The 26,591-nt window shown below is 47.5% G+C and carries 24 protein-coding genes; all 24 read right to left on the reverse strand.

Annotation, left to right across the window (positions count from 1 at the left end):
• Positions 1–24: 24 nt before the first annotated feature.
• The 24 genes from TCA2_RS05450 to nikA all read right to left on the reverse strand — a co-directional run bounded on the left by TCA2_RS05450 (position 25) and on the right by nikA (position 26,374).
• Complete coding sequence (locus tag TCA2_RS05450; RefSeq protein WP_047910544.1) at positions 25–1,542, reverse strand: glycoside hydrolase family 43 protein; 1,518 nt, start codon at positions 1,540–1,542, stop codon at positions 25–27.
• Positions 1,543–1,810: 268 nt separating this feature from the next.
• Positions 1,811–2,281 (reverse strand): GNAT family N-acetyltransferase, encoded by a 471-nt coding sequence (locus TCA2_RS05455; RefSeq protein ID WP_047910545.1) that lies wholly within the window; start codon positions 2,279–2,281, stop codon positions 1,811–1,813.
• Between the two features lie 237 nt (positions 2,282–2,518).
• Entirely contained in the window at positions 2,519–3,022 is a 504-nt protein-coding gene (locus TCA2_RS05460; protein ID WP_238546297.1) for a (2Fe-2S)-binding protein, read from the reverse strand.
• A complete protein-coding gene (pucD, locus tag TCA2_RS05465) occupies positions 3,019–5,310 on the reverse strand; it encodes a xanthine dehydrogenase subunit D (protein ID WP_047910546.1) in 2,292 nt (763 codons plus the stop codon). Before pucD ends, TCA2_RS05460 begins: the two co-directional genes overlap by 4 nt.
• 30 nt (positions 5,311–5,340) lie before the next feature.
• Complete coding sequence (locus TCA2_RS26055) at positions 5,341–6,240, reverse strand: xanthine dehydrogenase family protein subunit M (RefSeq protein ID WP_052511757.1); 900 nt, start codon at positions 6,238–6,240, stop codon at positions 5,341–5,343.
• Between the two features lie 21 nt (positions 6,241–6,261).
• Positions 6,262–6,912: a nucleotidyltransferase family protein gene (locus tag TCA2_RS05475; RefSeq protein WP_047910547.1), complete on the reverse strand. Its 651-nt coding sequence runs from the start codon at positions 6,910–6,912 to the stop codon at positions 6,262–6,264.
• Positions 6,860–7,963 (reverse strand): XdhC family protein, encoded by a 1,104-nt coding sequence (locus TCA2_RS05480; RefSeq protein ID WP_052511760.1) that lies wholly within the window; start codon positions 7,961–7,963, stop codon positions 6,860–6,862. Before TCA2_RS05480 ends, TCA2_RS05475 begins: the two co-directional genes overlap by 53 nt.
• Before the next feature lie 104 nt (positions 7,964–8,067).
• Positions 8,068–9,402: a 5'-deoxyadenosine deaminase gene (locus tag TCA2_RS05485; protein WP_047910548.1), complete on the reverse strand. Its 1,335-nt coding sequence runs from the start codon at positions 9,400–9,402 to the stop codon at positions 8,068–8,070.
• Positions 9,403–9,467: 65 nt separating this feature from the next.
• Positions 9,468–11,063 (reverse strand): gamma-glutamyltransferase, encoded by a 1,596-nt coding sequence (gene ggt / locus TCA2_RS05490; RefSeq protein WP_047910549.1) that lies wholly within the window; start codon positions 11,061–11,063, stop codon positions 9,468–9,470.
• The gene (locus TCA2_RS05495; protein ID WP_047910550.1) at positions 11,057–12,310 is read right to left on the reverse strand and encodes an alanine--glyoxylate aminotransferase family protein; all 1,254 of its coding nucleotides are present in this window, start codon (positions 12,308–12,310) and stop codon (positions 11,057–11,059) included. The genes ggt and TCA2_RS05495 overlap by 7 nt, the downstream gene beginning before the upstream one ends.
• Positions 12,297–13,595 (reverse strand): M20 family metallo-hydrolase, encoded by a 1,299-nt coding sequence (locus TCA2_RS05500; RefSeq protein WP_238546298.1) that lies wholly within the window; start codon positions 13,593–13,595, stop codon positions 12,297–12,299. Before TCA2_RS05500 ends, TCA2_RS05495 begins: the two co-directional genes overlap by 14 nt.
• The gene (allB, locus tag TCA2_RS05505) at positions 13,588–15,000 is read right to left on the reverse strand and encodes an allantoinase AllB (protein ID WP_047910551.1); all 1,413 of its coding nucleotides are present in this window, start codon (positions 14,998–15,000) and stop codon (positions 13,588–13,590) included. Before allB ends, TCA2_RS05500 begins: the two co-directional genes overlap by 8 nt.
• A gap of 60 nt (positions 15,001–15,060) precedes the next feature.
• Positions 15,061–15,417 carry a hydroxyisourate hydrolase gene (gene uraH, locus TCA2_RS05510; protein WP_047910552.1) on the reverse strand — a complete coding sequence of 119 codons (357 nt, stop codon included), beginning with the start codon at positions 15,415–15,417 and terminating at the stop codon, positions 15,061–15,063.
• Positions 15,417–16,400, reverse strand: coding sequence for a factor-independent urate hydroxylase (gene pucL, locus TCA2_RS05515; RefSeq protein WP_047910553.1), 984 nt, complete (start codon positions 16,398–16,400; stop codon positions 15,417–15,419). The genes uraH and pucL overlap by 1 nt, the downstream gene beginning before the upstream one ends.
• 5 nt (positions 16,401–16,405) lie before the next feature.
• A complete protein-coding gene (gene uraD / locus TCA2_RS05520) occupies positions 16,406–16,924 on the reverse strand; it encodes a 2-oxo-4-hydroxy-4-carboxy-5-ureidoimidazoline decarboxylase (protein WP_047910554.1) in 519 nt (172 codons plus the stop codon).
• Positions 16,925–17,076: 152 nt separating this feature from the next.
• Complete coding sequence (locus TCA2_RS05525) at positions 17,077–18,684, reverse strand: PucR family transcriptional regulator (RefSeq protein ID WP_047910555.1); 1,608 nt, start codon at positions 18,682–18,684, stop codon at positions 17,077–17,079.
• Positions 18,685–18,877: 193 nt separating this feature from the next.
• Complete coding sequence (locus tag TCA2_RS05530; protein ID WP_047910556.1) at positions 18,878–19,348, reverse strand: DMT family transporter; 471 nt, start codon at positions 19,346–19,348, stop codon at positions 18,878–18,880.
• A gap of 21 nt (positions 19,349–19,369) precedes the next feature.
• Positions 19,370–19,795: a DMT family transporter gene (locus TCA2_RS05535; RefSeq protein WP_047910557.1), complete on the reverse strand. Its 426-nt coding sequence runs from the start codon at positions 19,793–19,795 to the stop codon at positions 19,370–19,372.
• Positions 19,796–19,981: 186 nt separating this feature from the next.
• Entirely contained in the window at positions 19,982–21,184 is a 1,203-nt protein-coding gene (locus TCA2_RS05540) for an MFS transporter (protein WP_047910558.1), read from the reverse strand.
• A gap of 61 nt (positions 21,185–21,245) precedes the next feature.
• Complete coding sequence (locus TCA2_RS05545) at positions 21,246–22,025, reverse strand: ABC transporter ATP-binding protein (RefSeq protein ID WP_370510316.1); 780 nt, start codon at positions 22,023–22,025, stop codon at positions 21,246–21,248.
• Between the two features lie 47 nt (positions 22,026–22,072).
• On the reverse strand, positions 22,073–22,936 hold the full coding sequence (locus TCA2_RS05550; RefSeq protein ID WP_052511762.1) for an ABC transporter ATP-binding protein: 864 nt from the start codon (positions 22,934–22,936) through the stop codon (positions 22,073–22,075).
• Positions 22,911–23,834, reverse strand: coding sequence for a nickel transporter permease (gene nikC / locus TCA2_RS05555; RefSeq protein ID WP_047910559.1), 924 nt, complete (start codon positions 23,832–23,834; stop codon positions 22,911–22,913). Before nikC ends, TCA2_RS05550 begins: the two co-directional genes overlap by 26 nt.
• Positions 23,834–24,778 carry a nickel ABC transporter permease gene (nikB, locus tag TCA2_RS05560; RefSeq protein WP_047910560.1) on the reverse strand — a complete coding sequence of 315 codons (945 nt, stop codon included), beginning with the start codon at positions 24,776–24,778 and terminating at the stop codon, positions 23,834–23,836. Before nikB ends, nikC begins: the two co-directional genes overlap by 1 nt.
• Positions 24,779–26,374, reverse strand: coding sequence for a nickel ABC transporter substrate-binding protein (gene nikA, locus TCA2_RS05565; RefSeq protein ID WP_238546299.1), 1,596 nt, complete (start codon positions 26,372–26,374; stop codon positions 24,779–24,781).
• Positions 26,375–26,591: the final 217 nt, after the last annotated feature.

The raw sequence follows: 26,591 nt of genomic DNA on the forward strand, positions 1-26,591 counted from the left end.
AAATAGAGGCTCCTTCATTCTATTCTATTCATCTTGAGGTTCATACTCATACCAATCGAAATAGGAAGGCACAGCATCACCAGCAGGACTTGCCGCGAACATCGCAATCATAACCCCCGTAAAACCGCTGGCAACTTCTGTAGACAGGAAGGCCGTCTCCGCCGTTCCAGCTGTAACCGATACAAAACCAGCCGAATCACGAAATGAGAAGGTGAAGTATTCTCGGTCGGTTTGAACCTCCAGCTGAACTGGTCCTGAAGGGCAGTCATAATGCTCTTCGACTTTCAAGGAACCTGCGGTTCTTCTGAATATAATCTTCTTGCATCCATTCACAGAAGCGATCGCCAGTTCATAATGGTATTTCTCATTCATATATACGGTAAGTCCTGCCTCGTCACCATCGACCGCAGGCTCAAATTCAACCGAAGTCGTTACTCTGCTCTTAAAATGACTTAGCCTGCGTCCTATGTATGCCGGAGATCCGATATCACCGAGTGTAACGGAATCTCCTCGGAGCGCTAGATAACCTGCCCGCTCTGTCAATGACCAGCTATCCGGTCTCGGATTACGCAGAAACGTCCAATCTACTCCAAGCTCAGCCTGGTCAAAGTCATCTCTAATAGGTTTCTTTGGCAGCGGATTCCCTATAAATTGTGGTGCATCCATAACAGGCTCAACTCGTCCTCCATTACCAATGATTGGCCATTGATCCTCGGTCCAAGTCACAGGTGCTAGGAATACCTCTCTTCCCAAATGGTGCCTCATCGGGTAAGAAGCCGGCCTGATACCCAAAAATACAGCCCACCAGCTGCCGTCATGAGCTTCAATGATATCAGCATGGCCTGTAGCGTGAATGCTGCTCTTCAGGCTACGATGGGACAGAATGGGATTATGGGGACAAGCTTCGAATGGCCCGTAAGGCTGTTTGCTTCTCGCTATGGTCTCCATATGCCCGTACTCGGTTCCCCCCTCGGCCAGCATCAAATAATAGTAATCCCCTATCCGGTACAAATGAGGGGCTTCCGGGTATGCGCCTCCTGTTCCCGTCCAGATCAGACGACTGTCTGTCAGCATGTCGCCGGTTTCTATGTCAATCTCACATTGATAAACTCCATCCCCTTGATCTCCGGAACGGGTTGACTGAAAGTAGACACTACCATCCTCATCAAACAAAAGGGAAGGATCAATTCCATCCTGTGCTACACGTATCGGGTCAGACCATGTTCCTGCCGGATTCTGTGTCTTCACATAGAAATTGCCGATGCCCCCTACGTTTGTCGTTACCATATAGAACCAGCCTTCATGGTATCGGATTGTAGGAGCAAAGATGCCACATGAGCTCGGTACATTCGTTAAGGGAAGCTGCTGTTCTGTTGTAAGTACATGTCCAATCTGCTCCCAATTCACGAGATCGATACTATGAAATATTGGTACACCTGGAAAGTATTGAAAAGAGCTGGTAACCAAATAATAGTCTTCACCCACTCTGCAAATGCTGGGATCCGGATAAAATCCGGGAATAACAGGGTTTGTGTACTGCATACGATGCACTCCATTCTATCTTTTTAACTTATTAACTAAGATGTACATCATTTTATTGCATTCCTCCTTCAGAAACCTTGATTAATAAGTCACGTTTCTAGCACGATTTAGACGGGGATTTTATATAAACAAAAAAACGGCCGTATATAACAGCCGCTTGATCATATTAGTATCAATCAGGATTTGTTAACTTCCTGCTGATCCAATATCACTCCTATTATTCAACTGATAGGAATAGAATCCCTTTATCGACCTTTATCGAACCCAGTTACAGTGATCTGATATACCATGCATCGCATGCGAAATGCTCCGTATCCATCAGAGGCTTCGTTAAAGCCACAAATCCATTCTTCTGGTAGAATCGATTAGCCGCAGACATGCTGTTAAACGTTTCGAGGTAACATTCACTGTAGTGCAATCGGGCATAATCCAAAGCGACCTCCAGCAGCTGTCTTGCTGCTCCCGTACCGCGTGCTTCTTTGAAGGCATACATTTTCTGCAGCTCGCATATATGTGGGAATCCACTGATGGGTCCGATACCACAGCCCGCTATGATCTTGGAATCCTTCTCGACAACCCAATATTTAGAGCCTTCTTTGTTGTATAGATGATAGAAATCTCCCAAATTCGGATCTGTCCATGCCGTTCCCGGCTTATTCGCTCCAAATTCAATTAGACAGGTTCTGATTAAATCTTCAACTGGCTTATTATCTCTTTCTTCGATCTCTCTTAATAACATGATGTAAACTCTCCTATATGCATGAATGATTTGGATAATACGTTGTTTCTCGATAGCCTTCTCTGCTATGTATCATAGTGCAAATCCCTTGATCAGACAATGCATCAAGCCAGTTATTCTCAATAACGTTTGACTAAGATTATACAGAGTATAACTCTCTATCTATTCCACGGCTCGCACAACCTGCAAAAAAACAACCCATATCTTATCGATATGAGTCATTCCAATCCTACTCTATTATTCCTGCACAGGCTTCACCGCACTCGTACAGGCTGCTTGCTGTACAGCGCGAACAATTCCCCCGTATCCAGTACAGCGGCATAAGTTACCGCAAAGTGCCTTCTCAATCTGCTCCAGGCTCGGTTCAGGATGAGCATCCAGCAATGTTTTGGTCGTCAATATCATGCCTGGTGTGCAATATCCGCACTGGAATCCGCCTTCATCAATAAAAGCCTGCTGTATGGGATGAAGCTCATCATCATTAGAAGGTGCGAGACCTTCAATCGTAACGATCTGCTGATGATCACATTGATAAGCCATAAGCAGACAGGAGTTTACCGGCTCATCATTCATTAGCACCATGCAGGCTCCACAGCGGCCAATCTCACAGGCTATTTTCGTACCTGTCAGCTGAAGACGATCCCGAAGGATCGTCACCAGTCTCTCGGTAGCCGGAACCGTCAGCTGAACATTACTACCATTTATCGTACAGCTCCATTCGATCATTTCATTTCCCATCATGATGGCTGCACCCCTTCCTTCTTGTCACTGAAAACGGGCTTGATCAGCTGCTCTCTCTGAACAGGCAGCTTATTAAGCCAGACTCCGGTTGCCTGGTATATCGCACTGACAATAGCAGGAGCCAGAGCAACGGATCCGATCTCTCCTATGCCCCTGGGTCCGAATGGATCATTCTCCGGCAAATGTTCAATCGCCTCTACATCCAGTCTTTTTTGCATATCTTGAATAGTTGGAATAAGATACGTGTCCAGATTTGTTGTCATGTATTCACTATTCTCCATGAGGGAATCTTCCATCAGCGTAAACCCGAGGGCCATTCCGCTGCCCCCTTCAATCTGGCCGACATATCCCATGGGGTTCATCACTGGTCCCGCTGCTACGACATGTCTGATGTCATCAACCTTCACTTGACCTGACAAGGTATTCACCTCAACCTCTGCCATTACCGCGGCATAGGTATATAAATAATGTCCACCAACGACTTCATCGGGGGTTGTGGGGTAATCAAATTTGGTATCAAAGGTAAGCTCTTCAGCTGACGCTAGCTGTGTAATTGCTTGAAATGACAGAACCCTGTATTGATCCTCTCTACTCTCCTGGCTCCTGCGCCAAATTCCCCCTGGTCCGGTGACAAGCTCGTGTGCAGGAATCCCGGTCGCCTGGCTGGCGAGAAGAGTTATCTTGTCTCGGAATGGTGTCTTTAACCGCTGCAATGCCATCCAAGCCATTGTGGTTGACCGGGAAGCTGTACTGGAACCGCTGTGCGGTACACGATCCGTATCCCCTATTACGATCTCAAGATCCTCCCGGACACAGTTAAACAGCTCACACAGCATAATTTCGAGGGTCGATACGAGTCCCTGCCCAAATTCCTCGTAGCTGAAGGCCGCCTCAATCTTCCCCTCCTCATTCAGCCGCAATCTGCCGCCGGCAGGATCAGGTATGCCATAACCAAGACCCGCACCGTGCATTGCTATCGCAGCACCCTTCCCTTTACGAATCCAAGGTGGAAGCTCGGTACGCTCCTCTTGTATCCATAGATCTGAATGATGAACGGCTTCCCATACTTCCTGCAGCCCGTTTGTAACCAAAATTTGCTGACCAAGTGGTCCCGGATCACCGTTACTTCTGAGGTTCCGTCTTCTTAGCTCCCAAGGATCTATTCCTAGCTGTGCAGCAGCCCGATCCATCTGCCCTTCCATAGCAAAGATTGCCTGATTTCCGCCAAACCCTCTGAACTCGCCAGAAACTCCATTATTGGTATAGACCGATAGCCCTTCCACATCTACATGTGGAATGGAATAAGGACCCATGGAATGCTCTGTCGCAAAGTTCAATACAGGCGCGCCAAGCGTGGCATAAGCTCCTGTATCGGCGGTAATCCTTACACGATGAGCGGTTATCATCCCTTCTTTCGTAAAACCGGTCTCCATCTCAATCTTCATCGGATGCCGTTTCAACCCGGCACGTACAGACTCTTTGCGAGAATTATGAATTTTGACTGGACGTTTAGTTCTCAGGGCGAGCAGCGCACCGTAGGGCTGAACATTCAGCTCATCCTTTCCTCCAAACGATCCGCCTATAGGGCTCGAGACAACCCGAATCATTTCCTCTTCCATGTTTAAAATACGGGATAGCTGCATTCTGTCCTTGTATCCATGCTGGGTCGGTGCGTACACACTGAGTCTGCCGTTCTCTTCCGGAACGAACAGTCCTCCTTCTGTTTCCATATAAGTGTGCATTTGACGAGGCGTATAGTATGTCTCTCTGATGATATGCTCTGTTTCTATCCATGCAGCTTCTGCATTCCCTCTCTTCACTTCTGTACGATGCAAAATATTGCCATGCGGGTGGAGCTTAGGCGCATCTGGAGCAAGCGCTGCTTCTGGGGAGCTGAGTGGTGACAGCACCTCATATTCGACCTTGATCAGCTTAAGGGCAGCTTCCGCTATTTCCAGCGTGTCTGCAGCTACTGCTGCGACTGCGTCTCCTGTGTAGCGAACAAATTCATCACAGAAGACAGGCTGATCAGGGGTAGCGATGCCGAAGGCATTCATCCCTGGAACATCCTTATGGGTAAGCACGGCTTGCACACCAGGAAGACCTTCAGCAGCCGCTGTATCTACACTAATGATCCTCGCATAGGGATGGATGCTTCGAAGTACCCTTCCATATAACATGCCGGGAAGTGATTTATCGGTTAAATATTGAAGTGTTCCGGTTACTTTTTCTTTGCCGTCTGGACGGGTATACCATCTCTTTCCGCTGTTTTCCTTGTTTAGCCGCATGAAGCTTCACACTCCTTCTCCCATGACTACCTAGTTCAAGGACTTCCATAAGCTCGATACAATCAGATTAGAAGCCGATAGCTTACGATAAGAATCTGAGGCATACAGATCTGAATAGGTTACGAACTCTGCTTCAATCGTTTCTGCCAGCTTGGTTAGAGAGGCTTCGCTCATCTTATGTTCGCGCAGCAAGGCTTCACTTTCTCTAAGCCTCATCGCGTGACCGGAGCCTCCACCTGCTGCAATCGCTATGGAATCCCATGTGCCTGCCTCATTTATGGAACCATGAACTGCAACGGTCACTAATGAAGGGGTAAAAGCTTCTCTTCTGCCGATTTTGTGAAAGAAGGATACAGGTCGGTATTTCTGACCATGCGTATGGATCCTCGTTTCTACTGGAATATAGATGTTCAGCAGCAGATCAGAAGCATTACGCTGTCCTGTTTTCCACTCCTCAAGCCAGGACAGCAGGCTCTTTTCTTCAAGCCCCTTCTCGGTAAGCCATAGCAATGAAGCATCATAGACGAGTAGGGCTGGAATGATATCGCCCACACCTGAAGCAACATTGCCCCCGATGGTGGCTAGATTCCGAATAGAAGGAGCCGCGATGACTTCAGCTGCATCATGAATGAGTCGGAAGCTGTCCCGAAATCGAATATCCTCGGTACATGTCCGGAGCCTGCACATGGCTCCAATATTCAGCTTCTCTGGATCTTCTGATATGTTCCGAATCTCCGGGATTCGATTCAGGCTGATTAGATGCTCGGGCATCAGCGCCGTACCCATCTCCCACTGTGTTCGAAGAAGCGTTGTACCTGAAGCCCAGACAAAGCCTGCATTCAATTTTTCTGCTATATTCCTTGCTTCATATATATCTCCAGGCTGCCATACCGTGGGATAAGTGATTGGCTTATGCTCATTCAATGACATTGAAGTACCTCCTTCAGCTTCCTATGTATCTTCATAGAGATCATCTGAATGCAAATGTACAAGCTGCCTTTCCTTCGACAGTTTTTGTTTGATTACAGCAAGCTCTTCCTTTGTATCTGCGTCCAGAAACTGATCTTTATTAAAAGGAATACCGATTCCTTGAATAGTGCTGCTTCGCAGCAGTTTGCGTGCGCCTTCATCCCCTTTGAGCTGCATTAAAGAGTTGAACATGGTACGGCTAAACAAAATGGGCGGCTTAAGCTCGTCATGATCTTTGGCTGCTACATAATCAAGATCAGGAGAAGACTTTAAACGTGCAATCAGTTGATTGATGTGAGCCTGTTGAATGAGGGGCTGGTCTGCAAGCAGTATCATGGCACAATCGGCTCCTTTTTCCTTCACTGTTCTGATTCCTTGCCGCAGAGAATATGCCATTCCATCCCGTGCTTCATGGCACACGGATATATATACCTTCTGCTCTTCAGCTGTACTGACCCATGTCAGCGGATCATCCGGTCTAACGACCACGACGATGAAGTCCAGCTCAGAAGCAACCACCTGTTGAAGTACTACAGCTCCCATCGTCATCTCATCAACCAGAGGAAGATTCACCTTGGGTTCACCCATTCGCTGACTGTTTCCTGCAGCTAGAATAATTCCTGCCTTCCGCATTTAGCTTCTCCTCCTTACCGGCACCCCAGGGCTGACCTCTTTTAACGGAGATCAGCTCTGCAACGATAGCAATCGCTATCTCCTCTGGTCCTTCTGATCCAATCGTTAAGCCCACCGGTGCGTGTAAACGAGGCAATGAAGGCAGGCCGTCTATCAATCTGGAAGTTCTCGTCCGGGAACCCAGAATACCTAAATAGGTGTATGGTATATCTGCAATTGAAGCTGAATTTACATTTGTATCTGCAGCTGACAACAATTCGAGGAAGCCTCGTTCATGTGGATAATGGTGACTTAGCAGCAAAATATAATCTTGACTTGTTATTTGGAGGCGAGGATAGATTTCAGCTGGAAAACCAACCAAGAGCTCTGCACCCGGGAATCGGTCTGCACTGACAAGCGCTTCACGCCAGTCAGCTACCACTACTCGAAACCCGGAAGCCAGTGCCATGCGAACGACAGGAATTGTGTCATTGCCCGCACCGATTACAATAAGCCTCGGCTTCGGTGTGTAGGTATTAGAGTAAAGCCATGCCCCACTGTTCCACTTTTGAGCTGCGTAACTTGGATGGTGGGTTATTTTGGCATGTGATTTGAAGGGTTCGCTATCCTTATGGGGAATGCATTGAACGGAATAATCTCGAATAGCTCCCTCGTCCGCAGAGCAATTTCTACGCAGATCAACTTGAATTCCGCGATCTAGCAGCCCGCCCATTTCCAGCAGGATCTGCTTCAACGCCTCATCGACAGGCTCCAGCAGAATGTGGAGCAAACCGCCGCAGCCGATGTTCTCGCCCCAAGAGAGGTCATCGTCCGGGCGCATATCATAGACGATTTTTTGAGGGCATCCAGTAGACATTACATACTCTGCATGCAAGGAGAGATCGGTCTCTATACATCCAGGACTAATGCTTCCATACATGAGCCCCTGTTCTGAGAACAGCATAGATACGCCTTGTTTGCGGTAGGCATGACCTTCTACATATACAGCGGTAGCAAGCACAAACTTTGTTTCCGTGGTTTGAACCAGCTTGCAGATATCATGCATTTCCATACCGATCCCCTCCTAAATGATATTGGCGGCTTCATAAAGCTGACATGGCTTCAGAATGCATAAATACGAGCGGCAGCTGCCGCCCGTATCCGGGACAATCCATGTTAAGATATATGTTTATTTCTCTTCATTAACCGGGCTATACTCAGATCTGCTTCTCTCAGCACAATGCCCCTGTCAATGGTCTTGACCATACGGTTCTCAAGAACAATCTGGCCATCAATAATGACGGTATCTACATTGCTTCGTGTGGCTGAATATACGACACGGGAATAGATATCAACCTCATGGGATGGAAACGTATGAAAATCATTTAAATCGAGCAGAACCAGGTCTGCCTTCTTCCCAACCTCAAGGCTGCCGATCTCTTTGGCCAGACCAAGCACTTCAGCACCGCCCATCGTAGCCATACGAAGCACTGTCCTTGCGTCCATGACCGTCGGTCCATGCTCTACTTTATGAATAAGAGCTGTATATCGCATCTCCTGGAACATATCCAGATTGTTATTGCATGGAGCACCGTCCGCTCCGATGCCCACATGAACCTGCCGGTTCAGCAGATCGGGTATGTCAGCGATGCCGGAGGACAGCTTCATATTTGAGCCAGGACAATGCGTTACCTTGACATCACGCTTGCGTATAATCTCCTTCTCTTCCTCACTTAGCCACACACAATGTGCAAGAATGAGCCGTTGATTCGCGAGCCCAATATGATCTAGATATACGACGTTGCGCATGCCCCGTTCATTCTCGACAAGCTCAATCTCGCCCCGATTCTCGGAGGCATGGGTGTGCACCTTCACATTATATTGTGCCGACAGATCACGAACCTCGGTTAGAAGCTCCTCTGTACAAGAGACAACAAATCTCGGGCAAAAGGCATATTGAATTCTTCCTCCACCAAAGCCGTTCCATTTCTCAAGCAAAGCAACGCTCTGCTGCAAGGAATCCGCAGTTGTCTCTTGCAGTGGCAGCGGCACTTCATCACCATGATCCATCATGACCTTTCCGGAGAGGGCCCTGATTCCACTCTGTGCAATGGCTTGAAAGGCCGATTCCGTATGATGAACCGTCTCCATATCCAGAATGGTGGTTGTGCCGCTCGCTATGAGTTCGCCCAGCCCGAGCAGAGCAGAGTAATAGACCGACTCCTCATCGTGTGCTGCTTCCAGCGGCCAGATCCGCTTGCGAAGCCAATCCATGAGCTCCAGATCGTCTGCCCTTCCGCGGAACAACGTCTGGCATAAGTGGATATGAGTTTGTATAAATCCGGGCAGAAGTGCTCTGCCGCCCGCTTCAATGATGCGGTCCGCGGTAACATCAATGCTGGAAGCAATTTCTTTGATCCGGTTATCTTCTATTAATAAATCACCTATCAGCACTTCTTCATTCGGATTCATGGTGACGATTTGAGCCCCTTTAATGAGGATCGTTCCCATATGACGACCTCCCTTGATCAAGATTCAAATGTGTACAGGTGCTCTTCACGATTACATGTGTTCTCCTACCAGCCGATGGCAGCTCCGTCGCCGCGCGGATCAGCAGCCCCGCTGCGCAATCCGTTCTCTTGAATTAAAATTCCCTGGGCCTGCCCCATCAGATCGTCCCATGGACCAAGAGGCCGTACTTTATGTCCCATCTCTTCGAGTTCATTCAATATTACATCATCAAACCGCTGCTCCAGCTTCAGCTCATCCCCCTCTTCTCCCCAAGTGCGCCCATACACCCAGCGAGGCAGGCTGATCGCCTCTTGAACAGACAAGTTGTAATCCAGCACAGCCGTAAGGAGTGACAGCTGGGTTTGCGGCTGACCTTCACCGCCTTGAGTCCCTAACAGCAAGTACGGTTTCCCGTCTTTGAATACCATTCCAGGCATCAAGGTGTGGAAGGAGCGCTTGGCTGGTTCCAGTACATTCGCTTCACTTGGATCCAGAGAGAAGAAGGAGCCTCTGTTCTGCAAAACGATACCGGTTCCTTCTGCCATATATGCTGAGCCAAAATCGAAATAGAGACTTTGAATGAAGGATACCGCGTTCCCTTCGTGATCCACTACCGCTGCATAGGCTGTATCCTGCCCCATGGCTTTGGACAGTGTCGGCTCCGCCCTATTCGGATGCTGTTCAATCTCCTGCCATAGCTTATCGGCATATGGCTTAGACAATAATTCCTCAAGAGGAATCTCTCTGAAATCCGGGTCTGTTAGATATCGATCACGATCACGGAATGCCTTCTTCGTCACTTCAGTCATGAGATGGTAATAAGTGCTGGAAATGCGCTCAACTGAGGATACTTCTGTATGCTCAAGCATGTTCAGCATCATCAATACGGAGAAGCCTTGTGAATTCGGAGGCATTTGATAGACTTCGTAACCTCGATAACCCGTAGATACAGGAGTTACCCATTCCCCGGTATGATTCTCGAAATCTTCTTTTTGCAAAAAACCGCCATCCTTCTTCACCGCATTCGTAATCTGTTCTGCAAGCCCCCCTTTATAGAAGACGTCCTTCCCCCCGCTTTGCAGCAATTTAAGCGATGCGGCCAGCTCTTGCTGAATAAGAATGTCGCCTTCCTTGAGCAGTTCTCCATCCTTCAAAAAGACGGACGCTAGTCCTTGATCCGCTCGAATAAACTGCTCATCCTTGATGAGCCATTCTCTTAAGTTGCGAGATACCGGACAGCCGTGCTCCGCATAGAAGACGGCAGGAGCGAGCAGGTCGGACCAGGACAGCTTCCCGAACTTCTGGGATACTTCCCACCATGCATCCACCATCCCCGGTACAGTTAACGCACTCAGCACACCGCGCTGTGGAATGGATCGAAGCTGCATCTGTTCAAACATTTCTCTGGTCAGCATGGCTGGTGAGCGGCCTGAACCGTTGTATCCGGACAGCTCTCCTGATGCTGCGTTGTAAGTTAGAAAAAAAGAATCGCCGCCCAGACCGGTCATATGGGGATAAACGACAGCCAGCGCAGCACTTACTGCAATCGCCGCATCATAAGCATTACCGCCATCAGCGAGCATTCTTGCGCCCGCACTGCTGGCTAGATAATGTGGTGAGGTAACCATGACTTCCATACCTACAGGCATTTGATTCAGCATGAAATTCCCTCCTTATTGACCACAGAGTAGACATCCAGTGCGGCCTGCACCGCTTCACCAGCCGGCAAGCGATATCCTTCACGGATCAGGACAGCCTCCAGTGCGCCTAAGGTGTGGAGCACATTTTTCTGATTACAGCTGAAGCCCATCGTTCCGATTCTCCATATTTTCCCCTTCAACGGGCCGAACGAACTTGCGATCTCGATTCCGAAGTCATGCAGCAATCTGCTGCGAACCGCTTCTCCATCAATACCCTCTGGGATATTAATACAAGTTACGCAAGTAAGCTTGCTCTCTTCATTACCGAACAAGGTGAGTCCCATTCCTTTAACGCCCTGCACGAGCGCTCTAGCATTTAGCTCATGTCTCAAGAATCTGGCTTCCAGACCTTCTTCGAGCAGGATTCGGAGTCCTTCATGAAGAGCATATAGCATGGATGTCGCTTCTGTATGATGATTCAGCCTTGCAGCACTCCAGTAATCCTGAATCTGGCTCAGATCAAAATAGTTGCTTCGAATCATCTGTCCATCATTCGCAAGTTCAACATTAGCCGGGTCTCTGAGTCCACGCTCAACCCTTTTACGGGACAGGAGCTTACGCTCAATTCGGTCATTATAAGTAATCGGAGCCATACCGGAAGGAACAGAGATACACTTCTGTGTACCTCCCATAACCGCATCGAGCATCCAGTTATCGGTCTCGACCGGTACTCCGCCAATGGTAGCGACCGCATCAACAACTAGGAGAATATCCAGCTCCCTGCACGTTCGACCTATCTCGGCAAGCGGCTGCATCTGCCCTGTCGAGGTCTCTCCATGCACCATCGCTACGATACCGGGCTTATGCTCATGAATGGCCTCAATCACCGTCTCTGGATCAAACACACCGCCCCACTCTGTCTCGATGTGAACGACGTCTGCCCCGCAGCGCTCCGCAATTTCAACCAGCAGGTGCCCGAATCGGCCATAGATCGGTACCAGCACTTTATCTCCAGGCTGTATAATGCTTACAAGTACAGCTTCGAGTCCGGATCTGGATGTACCGTCTACCGGATAGCTCCACTGGTTATTCGTTTGAAATACATCCCTGACGAGCTCCATTGTTTCATTCATTAAGGACGTAAATTCGGGATCAAATTGACCCAATATAGGAAATGACATGGCTCGGAGCACACGCGGATCTACTTCCACGGGCCCTGGCGTCATAATTGTTCGAAGTGAAGGGTTTAGCTCCTTATATTTCTTCATCTGTCTTCCCCCTGTAGCCATATTGATGCAGCAGCTCAATGAGCACTTTAAATCCTTGGTCAATCTGTTCGCGTGACGTATACTCCAGTGGATTATGACTGATGCCGTCCTTGCTTGGCACAAAGATCATGGCAACATCGCATATGCTCGCAAAGATTTGAGCATCATGTCCGGCTCCACTTGGCATTTTCCGATAACTGAGCCCTAATCGCTCACATATTTCTACGGTGTTCTCTACCCATGCCGGATTCATTGGCGTCGGTTCAACAGACAGATGCTCCTCTGAACTGGCAATTAGCTCATAAGAATCTGCAATCGTGTGAATTCGTTGTAGGATGAGCTCTGTAAATTCGTTAAGGATAACTTGATCCGTATGTCGGATATCCAATGTAAACTCCACCGTTCCCGGCACCACATTTACAGCTCCAGGAAATACTTCTACATTGCCTACGGTTGCTACCAGCGGATCCCCATAAGTAATCGCCAGCTTCCTTATTTCGCTGATCATCTCGGCTGCACCAGCCAGAGCATCCTTCCGATAGGACATCGGTGTCGTGCCTGCATGATTGGCCTCACCTTGAACCGTGATATCAATTCGTTTCTGCCCAACAATTCCAGTTACGACGCCAATGGATGTATTCGTTCGCTCCAGTACTGAACCCTGTTCGATGTGAAGCTCCACATAACCGGCAGGTGCCTGAATTTCAGAAGTATGACCTGAATCAGGACCAAATCCCGCCGCTTCAGCAGCCTGCTGCAATGTGATTCCTTCTGCATCTTTAAGCCCTCCGGCTGCAGCCCAGCTGCTAAGCCCTGTGACGCTCCTTGATCCCCAAAAAGCAAAAGGAAATCGGCTGCCCTCTTCTTCACTGAGTGATAAGGCAACCAGCGAACGACTTGGTTCTCCGTAGGTTTCTTTCAAATACAATAATGCAGCTATACCTGCTGCGACACCCAGCGCACCATCAAACTTGCCGCCAGATTGAACCGTATCAATATGAGAGCCTGTATACAGCGGAGCATCATTCCCTGTTCCCTGAAGGCATCCATATAGATTGCCCGCTTCATCAAATGAAACGCCCAGCCCTCGTTCCTGCATGAATGCCGCCAAATGATGCTGGGCTCTCAGCCAGGCGGGAGAGTACAGCAGTCTGGTGCACCCCCCCGCCTCACTGGCGGACATTTCTTCGAGATCATCCAGCAGTTTATGTAGAAGAGTTGAATATGCCTCGAACGCTTCGTCTTGAAGCAGCGGCATTGATGTAATATCAGCGGAATCAGGCATACCTATCTCCCCCTTTGCTTGCTAATGTCGTCCTTACTCCAGCCGCAATGAATCTTCCCGGCTTCTGCTCTATTAATCCTGTAACATCATTGTAGACGAGAATGCCGCGGCTGAATGTACCTTTAATTCTACATGAGAAGCTTCTGTTCATATAGGGCGACTGCGGATGCCTGTACCGAATATCCTGTTCGGTAAGGACATAACCTTGATTAAAATCAATGATCGCGAAGTCTGCATCCTTGCCGATCTGTATTTCACCCTTGGTTCCAGCGAGTCCGAACCTTTTTGCCGGATTTGCTGAGAGCAATCTTGCCATCGTCGTCAGCGGAATACCTCTCTTCACGTACCCTTCATCGAGCATTAGTAGTAACGTGCTCTGGGCACCAGCAATACCTCCCCATATCTCAAAGAAGTTATCGGTTTCTTTCATAGATGGCAGGCACGGTGAATGATCCGAGGCAATGAGATCAATCTGTTCATCTTCTATCGCTTCCCACAGCTGTTCCTGCTCGATTAAGTTTCGCAGCGGTGGTGCGCACTTCGCAATGGCTCCAAGCTCAAGCACGTCCTCCTCGGTTAATACCAGGTAATGGGGACATGTCTCTACCGTGACATCCAGCCCGTCTATCTTGGCCGTCTGTATTAGCTCAACGGCTCGCCGGGTGCTGATATGTACAAAGTGAAGTGGACATCCGGTCTCTTTGGCATACACAAGAGCTCTTTGAACAGCTTCGATCTCCGCTTCTGGTGGACGCGAGTCCAAGTAATCCCTAGCACTGACATGCCCCCGCGATTGCTTGGCATAAGATAATGCGCTCGTCATCTCATCACTCTCTGCATGAAGTGCCAGCACTCCTCCGATCTCGGCAATGCGTTCCATCCCCTTAATCAGCGTCTGATCATTCGCTCGTGTAAAGATTTCTTCTCCTTCTCCACCTGGCTCAGACATAAAAGCCTTGAAGCCGGCTGCACCCGCGTCCGCAAGAGGTGCCAGCTCTTCGAGATTATCTTGAACCAGCCCTCCCCAAAATGCATAATCCACATAGCTGTGACCCTTCGCCCGCGCCCCCTTCATCTCCCAGCCGCGCATCGTTGTCGTCGGAGGCACACCATTGAGCGGCATATCAATATAGGTTGTAATCCCCCCCACAGCCAGGGATGCAGAGCCTGTCTCGAATCCTTCCCATGAATCCAGTCCCGGTTCATTAAAATGGACATGCGCATCAATAGCTCCCGGCATAACGACAAGGTCCGTTGCGTCATATATCGTCGTATCCCCATCTGGAATCAGTTGTGGCTCAATCGCAACAATGACACCTTCATTAATGCCGATATCCATTTTCTCTACTCCATGCGGCAAGACGATATGACCGCCTTGGATAATGACCTCATAATTTGATTTCATCAGAAGCCCTCCCTTGTAGACGCATAGCTTATCTATAGCTGAGGCATCTGCGTTCTTATACTAACTCCCTCTATAAGTGCTGTAGCCTCCAGGTGCAACCAGCAGTGGAACATGATAATGCTCCTCATCGTTTGCGACGTCGAATCGCAGCGGGATCACATCCCAGATTGAGCGGATTCCCGTTTCATTCAAAAACGATTCAAAATACTCCCCTGCATGAAACCGCAGCTCATAAGTTCCGGTTGTCAGCTCTCCCTCGAGAAAGGGAGCATCGAGTCTTCCGTCGTCATTCGTTTGAGCGGATGCTAAATACTTCGCCTCACCTGTACTCTCAATGAAATACAGCTCAACCTTCATACTTCTTCCCGGTATACCTCTGCTTGTGTCCAACACATGGGTCGTCAGTTTACCCGCCATTATATACTTCCTGCTTCTTGAGGCTTGTTCTCATAAGCAGCAAGGTCCTCCTGCGTCATCGAGAAGCCTTGGAAGCCATAAGGTGGACGCGGTTCAGTAAATACGGAGCCCGGACCTTCATCTACAGTTTCTACGATCGTTTCCCACGTACGGTTGTTGGACTCAAACGATACTTCCTCCAGCTGACTGAAGTTTTTCAGAATACGAAGGCCGATCAGATATATTAGATATTGAATGGATGGAGAGTTATTCTCATGAAACACGGTTGCTGCAATATCGCGGATCTGTTCTGCATCAACGTAGCTGTCACGGGTATCATCAAGTCCGTCTGCCGGATTCTTGTATTTCCAATGGATATCGAGGAAGATAAACAGCGGTCTGTCAGAGGTTTCAGGTAAAGTTGTATATTCATCGCGGACAAAACCTGCGAATCCGCTGCCTTTCACTTTAATCAGGCGCAGATTCTTGACACTGCTCTGGGCATAGGATAATTCGATATTCTCGCCGCATCGCTCTACTTCTACAATCGCTCCTGCACTTTCGTTGTGGGAGTACTTGAAGACAAGATTGCTCGGGATATTGCCATCAGGAGAGCCAACCTGGATATTTTCGAATGGCACTTGTGTAGCGTTCATGCGTACTCCGGTCATCTGCGGGTAGGTTTCAATAAAACGGCGGCTTGCATACTCCAAAAATCCTTCTACCGTTGCTCCGGTATAGTGAGCTGCATGTCTTAATATGAAATTTTTCATCGAATCCGTTGCAACAACAAGGGAATTGTCGCCCTCTGTAAAGGAGGTTAGAAAATCCTCCCCTTTCACCGCGACTTTAATATTCATACCGAACAGCACATTCTCTCTGCCGCGAAAAGGAGATTCCGGAATGACCGTTATCCCTGTGAGTGGTTTAGCATAAGAACGGAACACCCACACATCTCCCTTGCCGTAATACATTGTTCTGGAATCCAGCTGGTCTCTTGTCATATTGATTACCTCTCCTCTTCCATATGTTCTAACATCCATGCTTCAAGCCGATACCAGCTGATACGATATACTTCACGGAGGGCTGTCTCAAACTCCGTCTCATAGCTGTGATGGACTCGCTCCTTAATCGCTGCGATAATCTCGTCAGAGGATTTCCCCTTCACCGCGATAATGAATGGGAACTTGAAGGTCTGCGTATACTTCCGGTTCAATTCAGACAGTACACTATGTTGTACCTCTGATAAGGCTTGGAGCCCGGCGCCGGCTTGTTCTTGGACAGAATGACTGCTCATCGCGATTCTGGCTCCCAAATCCGGATGTTCTCGCAGAAGGATCAGTTTCCGTTCCGTATCTGCTGATTCGACGACACTTTTCATTTGTTCGTGCAGCTGAGCCATAGATGTGAATGGCTTCTTACTGTACGCCTCTTCTGCAACCCAAGACGAATGTTCGAATAACGTGCCGAAGGCTTCTGTGAATTGTTCCTTGGAATAAGAGTTAACATCATCAATTGATAATTTCAGAAAGAATCACCTCCGGATCGAATGTATAAGAGCATTGTAGTGTGGGGAGAGAATATATGACAATATAAATCACGCCGATTTGTTATATAAAATAACGCAAGCCATTTCCTTTGTGTCTCGTGCACGTATGGATTGTTACATTTACACAACAATTACTTATGCACTCCCTGATCCTGAAGAAATTTGCGGAAGGTAAAAACAAGCTTAAGCTTAAGCAGATCATTCGATTTTTTGAAATCCATTTGCAGCAGACTGCTTATTTTATCCATTCGATAAGTCACGGTGTTGCGGTGCACAAAGAGCTGCTTCGCAGCCTCATTGATCAGTCCGTCATTTTCAATAAAGGCTTCAAGCGTGTTCATTAGCACCTGTGTCGGATCTCCATCCTTCACTAATAGAGGCTCAAGTACTTTGTTACAATATGTTTCCATGATGGATTCAGGAACGTGCTGAAACACATAGGCGAATTCCAGCATCTCAAATTGCAGCGCTGTATCCTTCATTCCGAACCGGCTAGCGATGGCCCGTGTATCCAGGCACTCCTGGAATGCTTCACGCAGTGATTTGGGTTCATGCTTCATCTTGCTTATCCAGAACCTTGGCCCAACGCCCCCTGTCTTCCTTCCTCCGATCAAATCCTCAAATCGCGAAGTCAAGAATCGCGAGAGCTCTTCACCGTAATCTTTGTCAGCCGGACATGCGTAGATGGACAGAATTCCTTCATCCATCTGAATATGATGCGATGCAGTCAGCTGCATCATCGGATTATACTGAAGCTCCCGATGCACCTGCTTGATCAGCTTCCCTTCTGTGTAACCCTCCGACTCGATTGTCGTCAGCACACATTGGTATGTCCCGGAATCCTGAAACAATTGAACTCCCAGCCCCTCCGACCTGCGTATGAGCTCCTCACAGCCCAGCTTACGATCCAGATACTGCTTCACAATCACTCTAATTTCATCTTGAACCGTCGGGTTAATGTGCTCCCGATAAGTCATATCCATATAAAATGCGAGCACCTCCGACGCCTGCTGAAACAACTCCTCCTCAGCCTTAAGTCCGTACGCACCATCTGTATAAATTAACAAGAATCCGTAATCCTCATCCTTTTGCATCACAGGCACTCGATAACAGCTTCCGTGATCCCATTTGACACGATGCATGACATTTTTGAAGGGCCAGCCCTGCTGAATATTCGTGTCCCTCATTTCCTCGCTAACATACAGCATATGCCCCCGGGAACCGATCACCGCAATAGGGTAGTTCAGAACGGCAGCCAATTTTGAGAAAACATCGTTCTTCTGATCCTGCTCAAGCGCAAACTGCATGAGCCGCTTTTGTTTGTTTACAACCGTCTCCAGTGTTCGTGTATTCCGTTCATATTCAGCCTTAAACAAGGCGTTCATCTGATCTGAAAATGTAAATTGAAAAGGCAGTTCAAGCAGCGGCAGCTGAAGCGCATCCGCTTCCTCAATGATCTGTGCAGGGATGTTCTGCCAGAATCTTCCCAGCTTCACACCGAGTCCAGCGCAGCCTCGTTCATTCAAGCGGCGCAGCAGTTTAACCGCATCATCTTCGCTATCCTTCATGACAAAAGCGGTAGTAAACAACATCTCGCCAGATTTGATCCAATCTGCAATATCAGGTGCATCCATGACATTCACTGACTTCAGTGTACGCATGGTCCCTTCAGCACCCGCAACAAGCTTTGCTTCCGAAAGCGGATATATGGATAAGGCTTCTTTTACCGTTAACTGCATTGGAACACACCTCTTTCATATCTAACATCTTATGTAATGTTAAACCAAGTATTGTTAACTATTATAACATCAAAATGCAATTTGGGAATATACAACAAAAAATATTTTTCTTCAATAAAAAAGAACGACCCTCATCCACATCTAGAGTCGTTCCTGTTCTATATTTATTTTGTTGTCAATGATTACAGAACTGTTATTCTGCTGTTCTGCCCCTCTTCTTGTCACCCAGACGCTCACCGTATTTAAATACCAGGATCCCGCCAACAATGACAAGAACACCGACCAATTTATTTACTGATAAATCGATCTTTTCCAGTCCAAACAGTCCCAAGGAATCAAACAGCACGGCAAAGCCTAGCTGAGCAGTGAGTGTAATCGAGGTTGAGAAGGTCGGACCGAGCAGCTTAATGCCCTGCATGAGGCTATACACAACCGCTACTCCAATCATACCGCTGAACCAATACCACAGCTTCATATGCTGCAGCTGGAACGTATCTGCTCCCTCGAAGAGGAGGCTGGCTGTCAAGGCAGCTACTGCTCCGAGTCCCAATACAATGGTTGTGGTCAGCCAAGAGCCGGTATGCTCGTTCATTTTGCTATTGAAGATGACCTGCAGACTTACGAATGCTCCAGCAACCAGCGCCAATATAATCCCAAGTGCCATAATAATATATTCCTTTCTGCTCTACAGTTTTAATATAATGACACCCGATATCATCATTGCGATGCCAATTAAGCCGGGAAGGGTGATCTTCCGTTTCATGACACCAAACCACCCGTTGGTATCAATAAGATAAGTCAGGCTAAGCTGTGCAATCAGCAGTGCGGATATGGTTAATGTTACTCCCACCTGCTGAATGGCCGAAACTTCACTAAAAATGATAATGGCTCCCATTGCTCCACCCGTTATATAGAGCGGCTTCACATTCTTCAGCTCTTTCCAGCTTCGATCGCGAACAAGCATGAGAATAAACAATGCTAAAATAAATCCGGTCAGCTGTGTTATGGTCGCAGCCTGCCAGGTCCCTACATCTGAGCTGATCTTTGCATTGGCGATTCCTTGCAGTGTAATACAGGCTCCTCCCAATGCTGCATATAAAATACCTTTCACTTGCGGTGTTCCCCTTTCTGCGTTACGTCGCTTACTTCGTTGAATCAGACTGTTATTATTAAATAACACGATGAAGCATTAGAAAAGGACATATGTCCTCAAAAATAAAAAAAACACGGATAACCGTATCGTCTCTAGGATACCGTTATCCGTGTTTTTTGAATCCTATATATCGAGCTTCTTTCTCTAAACGCTTAGGGATGAGTGCTTCGGAGTATTCTCCATTTGCTTCTTGCTCCCCCATACTGCAAGGACTGCAGCAAGTGCGAGTATGGTGCAAACCACAAACATCGCTTGATATGACATGACCTGTATAACGATCCCCATGAGTAGTCCGCCCAAAGAATATCCGAGATCATAGGAGGACATAAACAATCCCATCAATACGTATCTTGATTCGGCAGGCAGCACAAAGGACAGATACGTTGTCAGGGTTGGATAGAGCAGTGCAACGGCAATACCGTTAAATACCGCAGAGATGTACACAAAGCCTCCGATCGAATCCATCAATACGAGCAGGAAGGATCCTGCTGCGGCACATAGAAGCATGGATGAGATCAGTAAAGTGTTCCAGCTTCCATCGGACGGAATTTTTTTGCGCAGCACAAATCTGCAGCCAACCACGACAATCCCTTGAATCATTAAATACAGACCAGCACTTCCTGATCCACTTGACACCATGTACAGCGGAAGAAAAGTGGCCGTCGCTCCAAAAATACAAGAGCCTAGAAGCATAACGATCGAGCTGATCAGAAGCGGCCTGCTCTTACCAATCATTGCAAACGATTTGAACATTTCCGTTAAGGTATATGATTTCTTGTGCTCTGTCTCCTGTGGAAGTGGTACGTTGAAGCCTACCAAGAGGGTGAGCGCTCCAATCGAGATCACAACCAGCGTATAGACCCAGCCCATACCGCTCTCCCATACCTCCATTGCCACGATAGGTACAAATAGAGAGGGAACCATCGTGAAGAGCGTGTACATGGACATGCCCTGAGCGCGGTCCTTATCTGCCAATCTTTCAACAATTCCGGTCTGCATTGTCATGGAAAAGAACGCCGTTCCTGCTCCTTGCAGCGCACGCAGCCAAATATAACCCTCCACTCCGCTGAGGGTATATAAAATGAGACATAGAACGTGAACAAGCAGTAAGCCTCTCATCACGGTCAGAGGTCCATATTTTCCCATCAGCTGTCCAGCATAGGGACGCAGAAACATACATGTCAGCATATATGCCCCCATCATAAGACCGATTTCCGCTTGTCCGATGCCTTCGGCTTCACTTTGCAGCGGCAATATAATCGTCAATAAGGAGTTCGCGGCGAAAAACAGTAGTGCTAACAGATATAAGCGAATAAATGATATAGAAAGAGGCTTAAGCTGACTCAATGCCGGTCTTCCTCCTTTATATATAAAAGGCCTGCGATCACAGCGGCCTCATATGAACTTCTTAATGAACTTTGGAAACCAGTAGCTTCGTATAAGCATGCCGATTCTCTTCGTAAATCTCTTCACGCCGAAATAAATCTACAACTTCACCATTCTTCATAACGAGAATACGATCTGTCATGTTGGCTACAGAAGCAATATCATGGGATATAAACAAAGTCGACATACCGATCTTATGCTGAAGCTCCTTCAGCATTTTTAGTATTTGGGCTTGTACCGTTACATCCAGACTAGAGGTAGGTTCATCGCAGATGAGCAAATCAGGTCCCAAGCTGATTCCCCGTGCAATGGCAACTCTCTGCCGCTGGCCACCGCTCAGCTCATGAGGATAACGATCCATATGCTCCTCAGACAACCCTACCATTTGCAGCAGCTTCACAGCAGTCTTCCGCATGTCGCCTCTGACATCTTCTAGAAATGAAGGAATGACCGCCGAAAAATTGCCCAGCGGCTCCATTACGGAGCGATAAACCGGCAGCCTTGGACTCAGCGCCGATGTAGGATCCTGAAAGACAACTTGAATATGCTTGCGAAATTCCCGAAGCTTCTTGCCCTTCAATATGTGGATCGGCTCACCTCTCCACAGAATTTCACCTTGATCCAGATTCGTAAGTCCCAGCAGCAATCGGGCTATCGTACTCTTGCCGCTCCCACTCTCTCCTACAACTCCTAGACTTTCTCCCTCAAACAGCTGAAAAGATACATCATTCACGGCTGCCATTTTCCTGGAACCTTCGTTGTACCATTTATAGAGGTGTTTAACATCAAGCATCGGTTCCACGATAACACCATACCTCCTATATGACGATTTCGATAAGCTAAATCAAATTACAGCAGGCCAAGCAGTACAGCATCATTGTCTTTACTATTGTGCTCCGCATGATGACTGTGATGATCATGCTCATCAAGCGTTGGGCAGGAAGACAATAATTCTCTCGTATATTCATGCTCCGCGTGAGCTGTGATAAGATGTGCAGGCTGACACTCGATAACTTTGCCGTCTTTCATAACGGCAACCTGATCTGCCCGGCTGAGAACAAGACGCAGGTCATGAGAGATGAGCATCACAGCACACCCTGTTTCATCCTGAACCTTTTTAATAAGATCCAGCACAAGCTCTCCATTGATTACATCCAGCGCTGTGGTCGGCTCGTCAGCAATCAAGAGATCTGGCCTCAGAATCAGAACAGCAGATAATGCGGCACGCTGCAGCTGACCTCCGCTTAGTTGAAAGGAATAGCTGTTAAACACACGTTCTGCGGGAAGTCGGCATTCTTCCAGCGCAGCGAGTACCATTTCCTTCGCTTGATGCTTCGTGTATGAATGATGAGCACGCAGTGTCTCTACAAGCTGCTTCCCAATTTTCACAAAAGGAGAAAAGCTTCCTTTGTAATCTTGAAAAACATATCCTATACGGCTGCCGCATAATGTTCTTCTCTTCTTGGTTGTCCATGGCACAATATTATCACCCTGGAACTCAATGCTCCCACTCGTGACAGAGCACAAGTCAGGCATCAATCCAATGATGGCACTTGCCGTCATACTCTTACCGCTTCCGCTCTCCCCGACGACAGCCAGCATTTCACCGGGATGAATGGACAAGGACACATCTTCAATAATCGGCCGTTCAGGCTGCCTTGATGATACAATATGAAGGTTGCGTATATTAACTACGGCTTCTGGTAAAGACACGACGGAATATCCCCCTTCTGTTAGGTTTATGCTGCATACTCCGAGGATTCAGAATATCTCCCAAGCCTTCACCGATCAAATTAAATGCAACTACAACAAGCATAATTGCAACTCCAGGATAAATCATGAGCTCTGGAACAGATTGAAAATAGGATCTGCCATCATTAAGCATGGCACCCCACTCTGGAGAAGGCGGCTGTGCGCCAAGACCAAGGTAAGACAGTGAAGAAATTACAAGAATTGTTTTACCAATATCAAGCGCAGCATAGATGAGCACTTGAGGCATAACAGATGGAAGCAGGTGCCGGAACATAATGATGAACGGTCCACTTCCCGCTACACGAGCAGCTGCGATATAATCCTTTTCTTTTTCAGACAGAACAATACCCCTCACTATTCTTGCATATCCTGTCCAGTTGATTAGTACGATGGCAATAATCATATTGCTGAGGCTCGGTCCAAGAAAACCGGAAATGGCAATGACCAGCATGAAATCCGGCAATATGCTCAGCCCATCCACCGTACGCATGATGAACTGATCCGTACGTCCTCCAGCATATCCTGACAGCACGCCAAGCGGAATACCAATAAGCATAACAATAATAATAACCATTCCGGCAATTCCGAGTGTTGTTTCCGCACCAGCTACAAGGCGTGAGAATAAACATCTCCCCATATGGTCTGTGCCTAACGGATACTGAGCACTTGGCGGTGCAAGACGTTCAGCCATATTTACCGTCAGTGGATCATTCGGGACGAGAACAGGGCCAAATATCACAAGCAAGATCATAAATAGAAGAATACCTGCTCCGATCAGTATCATAGGATCAGCAAATACTTTTTGAAAGATCGATACTCGGTATCTACCGGCATTTAATTTACGATTTGCAGACAGCATTAACCCGTCTCTCCTTTCCCATATCGAATCCGTGGATCAATGAGTCCATATACGAGATCTACTACAAGATTCACGATAATAATACATGCACCCATCAGCAGCAAGTAGCCCTGAACGAGCGGATAATCACGCTGGAAGATCGCTTCTACGGCCATACTGCCAAGCCCTGGCCAAGAGAACAGCGTCTCCACCACCACAGACCCGGCGATCAGGCTGCCAAAAGACATCCCGAACACGGTGAGCACCGGAATTAATGCTGCTCTGAATGCGTAACGTGTGTAGATTCTACGCTCTGACAATCCTCTTGCCCTGGCAGCTCGAATATATTCTGAAGAAAGGCTCTCCAGCATTCCAGAGCGAAGCAGACGGGCATGAATGGCAGCAAGAGACAACCCAAGAGTAATTGAAGGAAGCAGCAAGTTCTTCAGTTCTCCTCTTCCCATCGTAGGAACCAAGTTCAGCTTGAATGCGATAAAATAGATGAGCAGCAGACCGATCCAAAATACAGGTATAGACGCCCCGATCAAGGAGAAGAATCTGCCGAGATGGTCAGGAAGCCGATTAGGGTAACGAGCTGAAATAAATCCAACAGGCACAGCGATCAGTATCATGACGATCATTCCCCCAATCGCTAGTTCCAATGTGGCTGGAAGCCTGTCCATAATCTCCTCCAGAACCGGTTTGTTTTTGAGCAAAGAATTCCCAAAATCGAGCTGTATCACATTGGACAGCCAATCCAAATACTGCACATATACAGGATCGTTTAGACCAAGCTCTTCTCTTAGAGCCTCTTCCTGGGCTTGGGTAGCTCCCATCTCATCGATTCTAAGAAGAGATGCGACGGGATCTCCCGGAGCGAGCTTCATCAGCACAAATATAACGATCGATAAGACAAACAAAACGACGATGAGCTGAATCAGACGGGCTCTAATTAATTTAAGCAACTATTTCACATCCATTTTATTGGTAATGATATAATATTCCTCTGCTCCCGGCTCCCAATTTGTCACCCGATCATTCATACCTACAATAATGTTAGGGTATACAGCGTAAGCATGCGGAACCTCTTCTTTAATAACTTCAACTGCCTCTTGAGTCAGTTGTATTCTTTCATTCGGGTCACTTGTTTCATTCAATTGATCCAGCACAGATGTAAGTGAGCTCATGTTGAGATCGGTAGCATTTAACGCCCCATCCGGCATAAACGCTGAATTCAAGAAGTATCCTCCGTCACCACGAGGTGCTGAGAGATTACTATAGGTAACAATGTCCCAATCTTTATTTTCACGGATTGTCGTATCTACATTTTCTACGGTTTGAATATTGATCGTGATGCCTGCCTTGGCAGCCTCAGATTGAAGCAGCTGGGCAATAAGTGGCAGCTCTGGGCGTCCTTTGTAAGTGAGTACTTTCAGAGTCAGTGGCTTGCCGTCCTTCATCATCTGCCCATTCTGTAAAGTGTATCCTGCTTCTTCTAGCAGCTGCTGTGCTCTCTCCACATGAAGCTCGTTTATTTCATCTTGACTGCCAAATGGCAATCTCGTATTAAACGGGCCATTTGCAGGCACAGCATGACCCATCATAATGTTATTCGCGATACTTTCACGGTCCAGCAATAAATCGAGTGCTTGTCTTACCTTAAGATCCTTCACACCTTCTCTGTCTTGATTAAACAGTAGGAAATGCACTCTTAGTCCAGCAATGGATTTGACGGAAAGGTTCTCGGCCTGCTCAATGGTTTGTACCGTTTCAGCAGGTAATTGTGTGGCTACATCGACTTCACCCGACTGCAATGCCATAGAACGAACGTTGCCGTCTTCATTAAACTTAAAGACTACTTTATCTAGAGGAGATGCTCCATCCCAGTAATGATCATTACGAATCATATCAATTTGAATGTTGGGAGTAAAAGAATCGACCTTAAATGGCCCAGTACCTACAGGCGCAAGGTTAAATGCATCTGTACCCATCTCTTCTTCAGCGGCAGTGCTAATAATGGCTGCATAAGGATTGATTAATTCCGATACCAGGGCCGGATGTGCTTCTGTCGTGTTAATGATCAGCTTCTGCCCTTCGGCGGTCATGGAATCGATCTTTAGCGCTGTCCCAAGTGAAGAGTTAACACGGACTGCTCTCTCTAATGATGATTTGACAGCTGCTGCGTCAACAGCAGAGCCATCATGGAAGGTTACTCCGTCACGGATGGTAAACTCCCAGCTTTGATTGTCATCTGTCGTCCATTCTGTTGCGAGCCAAGGCTGCACTTCCAGATTCTCATCCAGTCGTACGAGCGTCTCTGCAATACCAGCTCTGACTGCGACCAGATCGTTTGAAGGATCCAGAGTGCCGCTCTTAAAATGAAACATAAGTCCCAGTTCCTTGGTTCCACCAGCAGAACTGCTTCCCGCAGTATCCGTTGTTCCTTCACTGCCTCCTGAAGTTCCACCATTTCCGCTGCAACCAGCCACAATAATGGCCATAATTAGGGTTATAATCTGTACACTAATCCATTTTTTATTGTTTTTCCCTCTGCCTCTCACCCGTATGACTCCCCTTCTAGTACATTTTATATAATAGTAGAACGTTCTCCCGCATGAAAAAAGATATGTACACGGTATGTATTTACGCTGTATTTACTTTCGTAAGTATTACGAATAACAAAAATTAATTTATCGTAATCCTTACGATTTGTCAATTACTATTTTCTTAATTTGCTATTAACTTATCTACCTCTTCTTTCCCACACAAAAAAAGCCA

Source organism: Paenibacillus sp. TCA20, assembly GCF_000732325.1.
Lineage (GTDB): Bacteria > Bacillota > Bacilli > Paenibacillales > Paenibacillaceae > Paenibacillus > Paenibacillus urinalis.

What these genes read in the sequence shown, in the direction of transcription:
- TCA2_RS05450 (WP_047910544.1), bottom strand. Translation starts at nt 1,542, where the DNA reads ATGCAGTACACAAACCCTGTTATTCCCGGATTTTATCCGGATCCCAGC.
- TCA2_RS05455 (WP_047910545.1), bottom strand. Translation starts at nt 2,281, where the DNA reads ATGTTATTAAGAGAGATCGAAGAAAGAGATAATAAGCCAGTTGAAGAT.
- TCA2_RS05460 (WP_238546297.1), bottom strand. Translation starts at nt 3,022, where the DNA reads ATGATGGGAAATGAAATGATCGAATGGAGCTGTACGATAAATGGTAGT.
- pucD (WP_047910546.1), bottom strand. Translation starts at nt 5,310, where the DNA reads ATGCGGCTAAACAAGGAAAACAGCGGAAAGAGATGGTATACCCGTCCA.
- TCA2_RS26055 (WP_052511757.1), bottom strand. Translation starts at nt 6,240, where the DNA reads ATGTCATTGAATGAGCATAAGCCAATCACTTATCCCACGGTATGGCAG.
- TCA2_RS05475 (WP_047910547.1), bottom strand. Translation starts at nt 6,912, where the DNA reads ATGCGGAAGGCAGGAATTATTCTAGCTGCAGGAAACAGTCAGCGAATG.
- TCA2_RS05480 (WP_052511760.1), bottom strand. Translation starts at nt 7,963, where the DNA reads ATGGAAATGCATGATATCTGCAAGCTGGTTCAAACCACGGAAACAAAG.
- TCA2_RS05485 (WP_047910548.1), bottom strand. Translation starts at nt 9,402, where the DNA reads ATGGGAACGATCCTCATTAAAGGGGCTCAAATCGTCACCATGAATCCG.
- ggt (WP_047910549.1), bottom strand. Translation starts at nt 11,063, where the DNA reads ATGCTGAATCAAATGCCTGTAGGTATGGAAGTCATGGTTACCTCACCA.
- TCA2_RS05495 (WP_047910550.1), bottom strand. Translation starts at nt 12,310, where the DNA reads ATGAAGAAATATAAGGAGCTAAACCCTTCACTTCGAACAATTATGACG.
- TCA2_RS05500 (WP_238546298.1), bottom strand. Translation starts at nt 13,595, where the DNA reads ATGCCTGATTCCGCTGATATTACATCAATGCCGCTGCTTCAAGACGAA.
- allB (WP_047910551.1), bottom strand. Translation starts at nt 15,000, where the DNA reads ATGAAATCAAATTATGAGGTCATTATCCAAGGCGGTCATATCGTCTTG.
- uraH (WP_047910552.1), bottom strand. Translation starts at nt 15,417, where the DNA reads ATGGCGGGTAAACTGACGACCCATGTGTTGGACACAAGCAGAGGTATA.
- pucL (WP_047910553.1), bottom strand. Translation starts at nt 16,400, where the DNA reads ATGACAAGAGACCAGCTGGATTCCAGAACAATGTATTACGGCAAGGGA.
- TCA2_RS05525 (WP_047910555.1), bottom strand. Translation starts at nt 18,684, where the DNA reads ATGCAGTTAACGGTAAAAGAAGCCTTATCCATATATCCGCTTTCGGAA.
- TCA2_RS05530 (WP_047910556.1), bottom strand. Translation starts at nt 19,348, where the DNA reads ATGGCACTTGGGATTATATTGGCGCTGGTTGCTGGAGCATTCGTAAGT.
- nikC (WP_047910559.1), bottom strand. Translation starts at nt 23,834, where the DNA reads ATGCTGTCTGCAAATCGTAAATTAAATGCCGGTAGATACCGAGTATCG.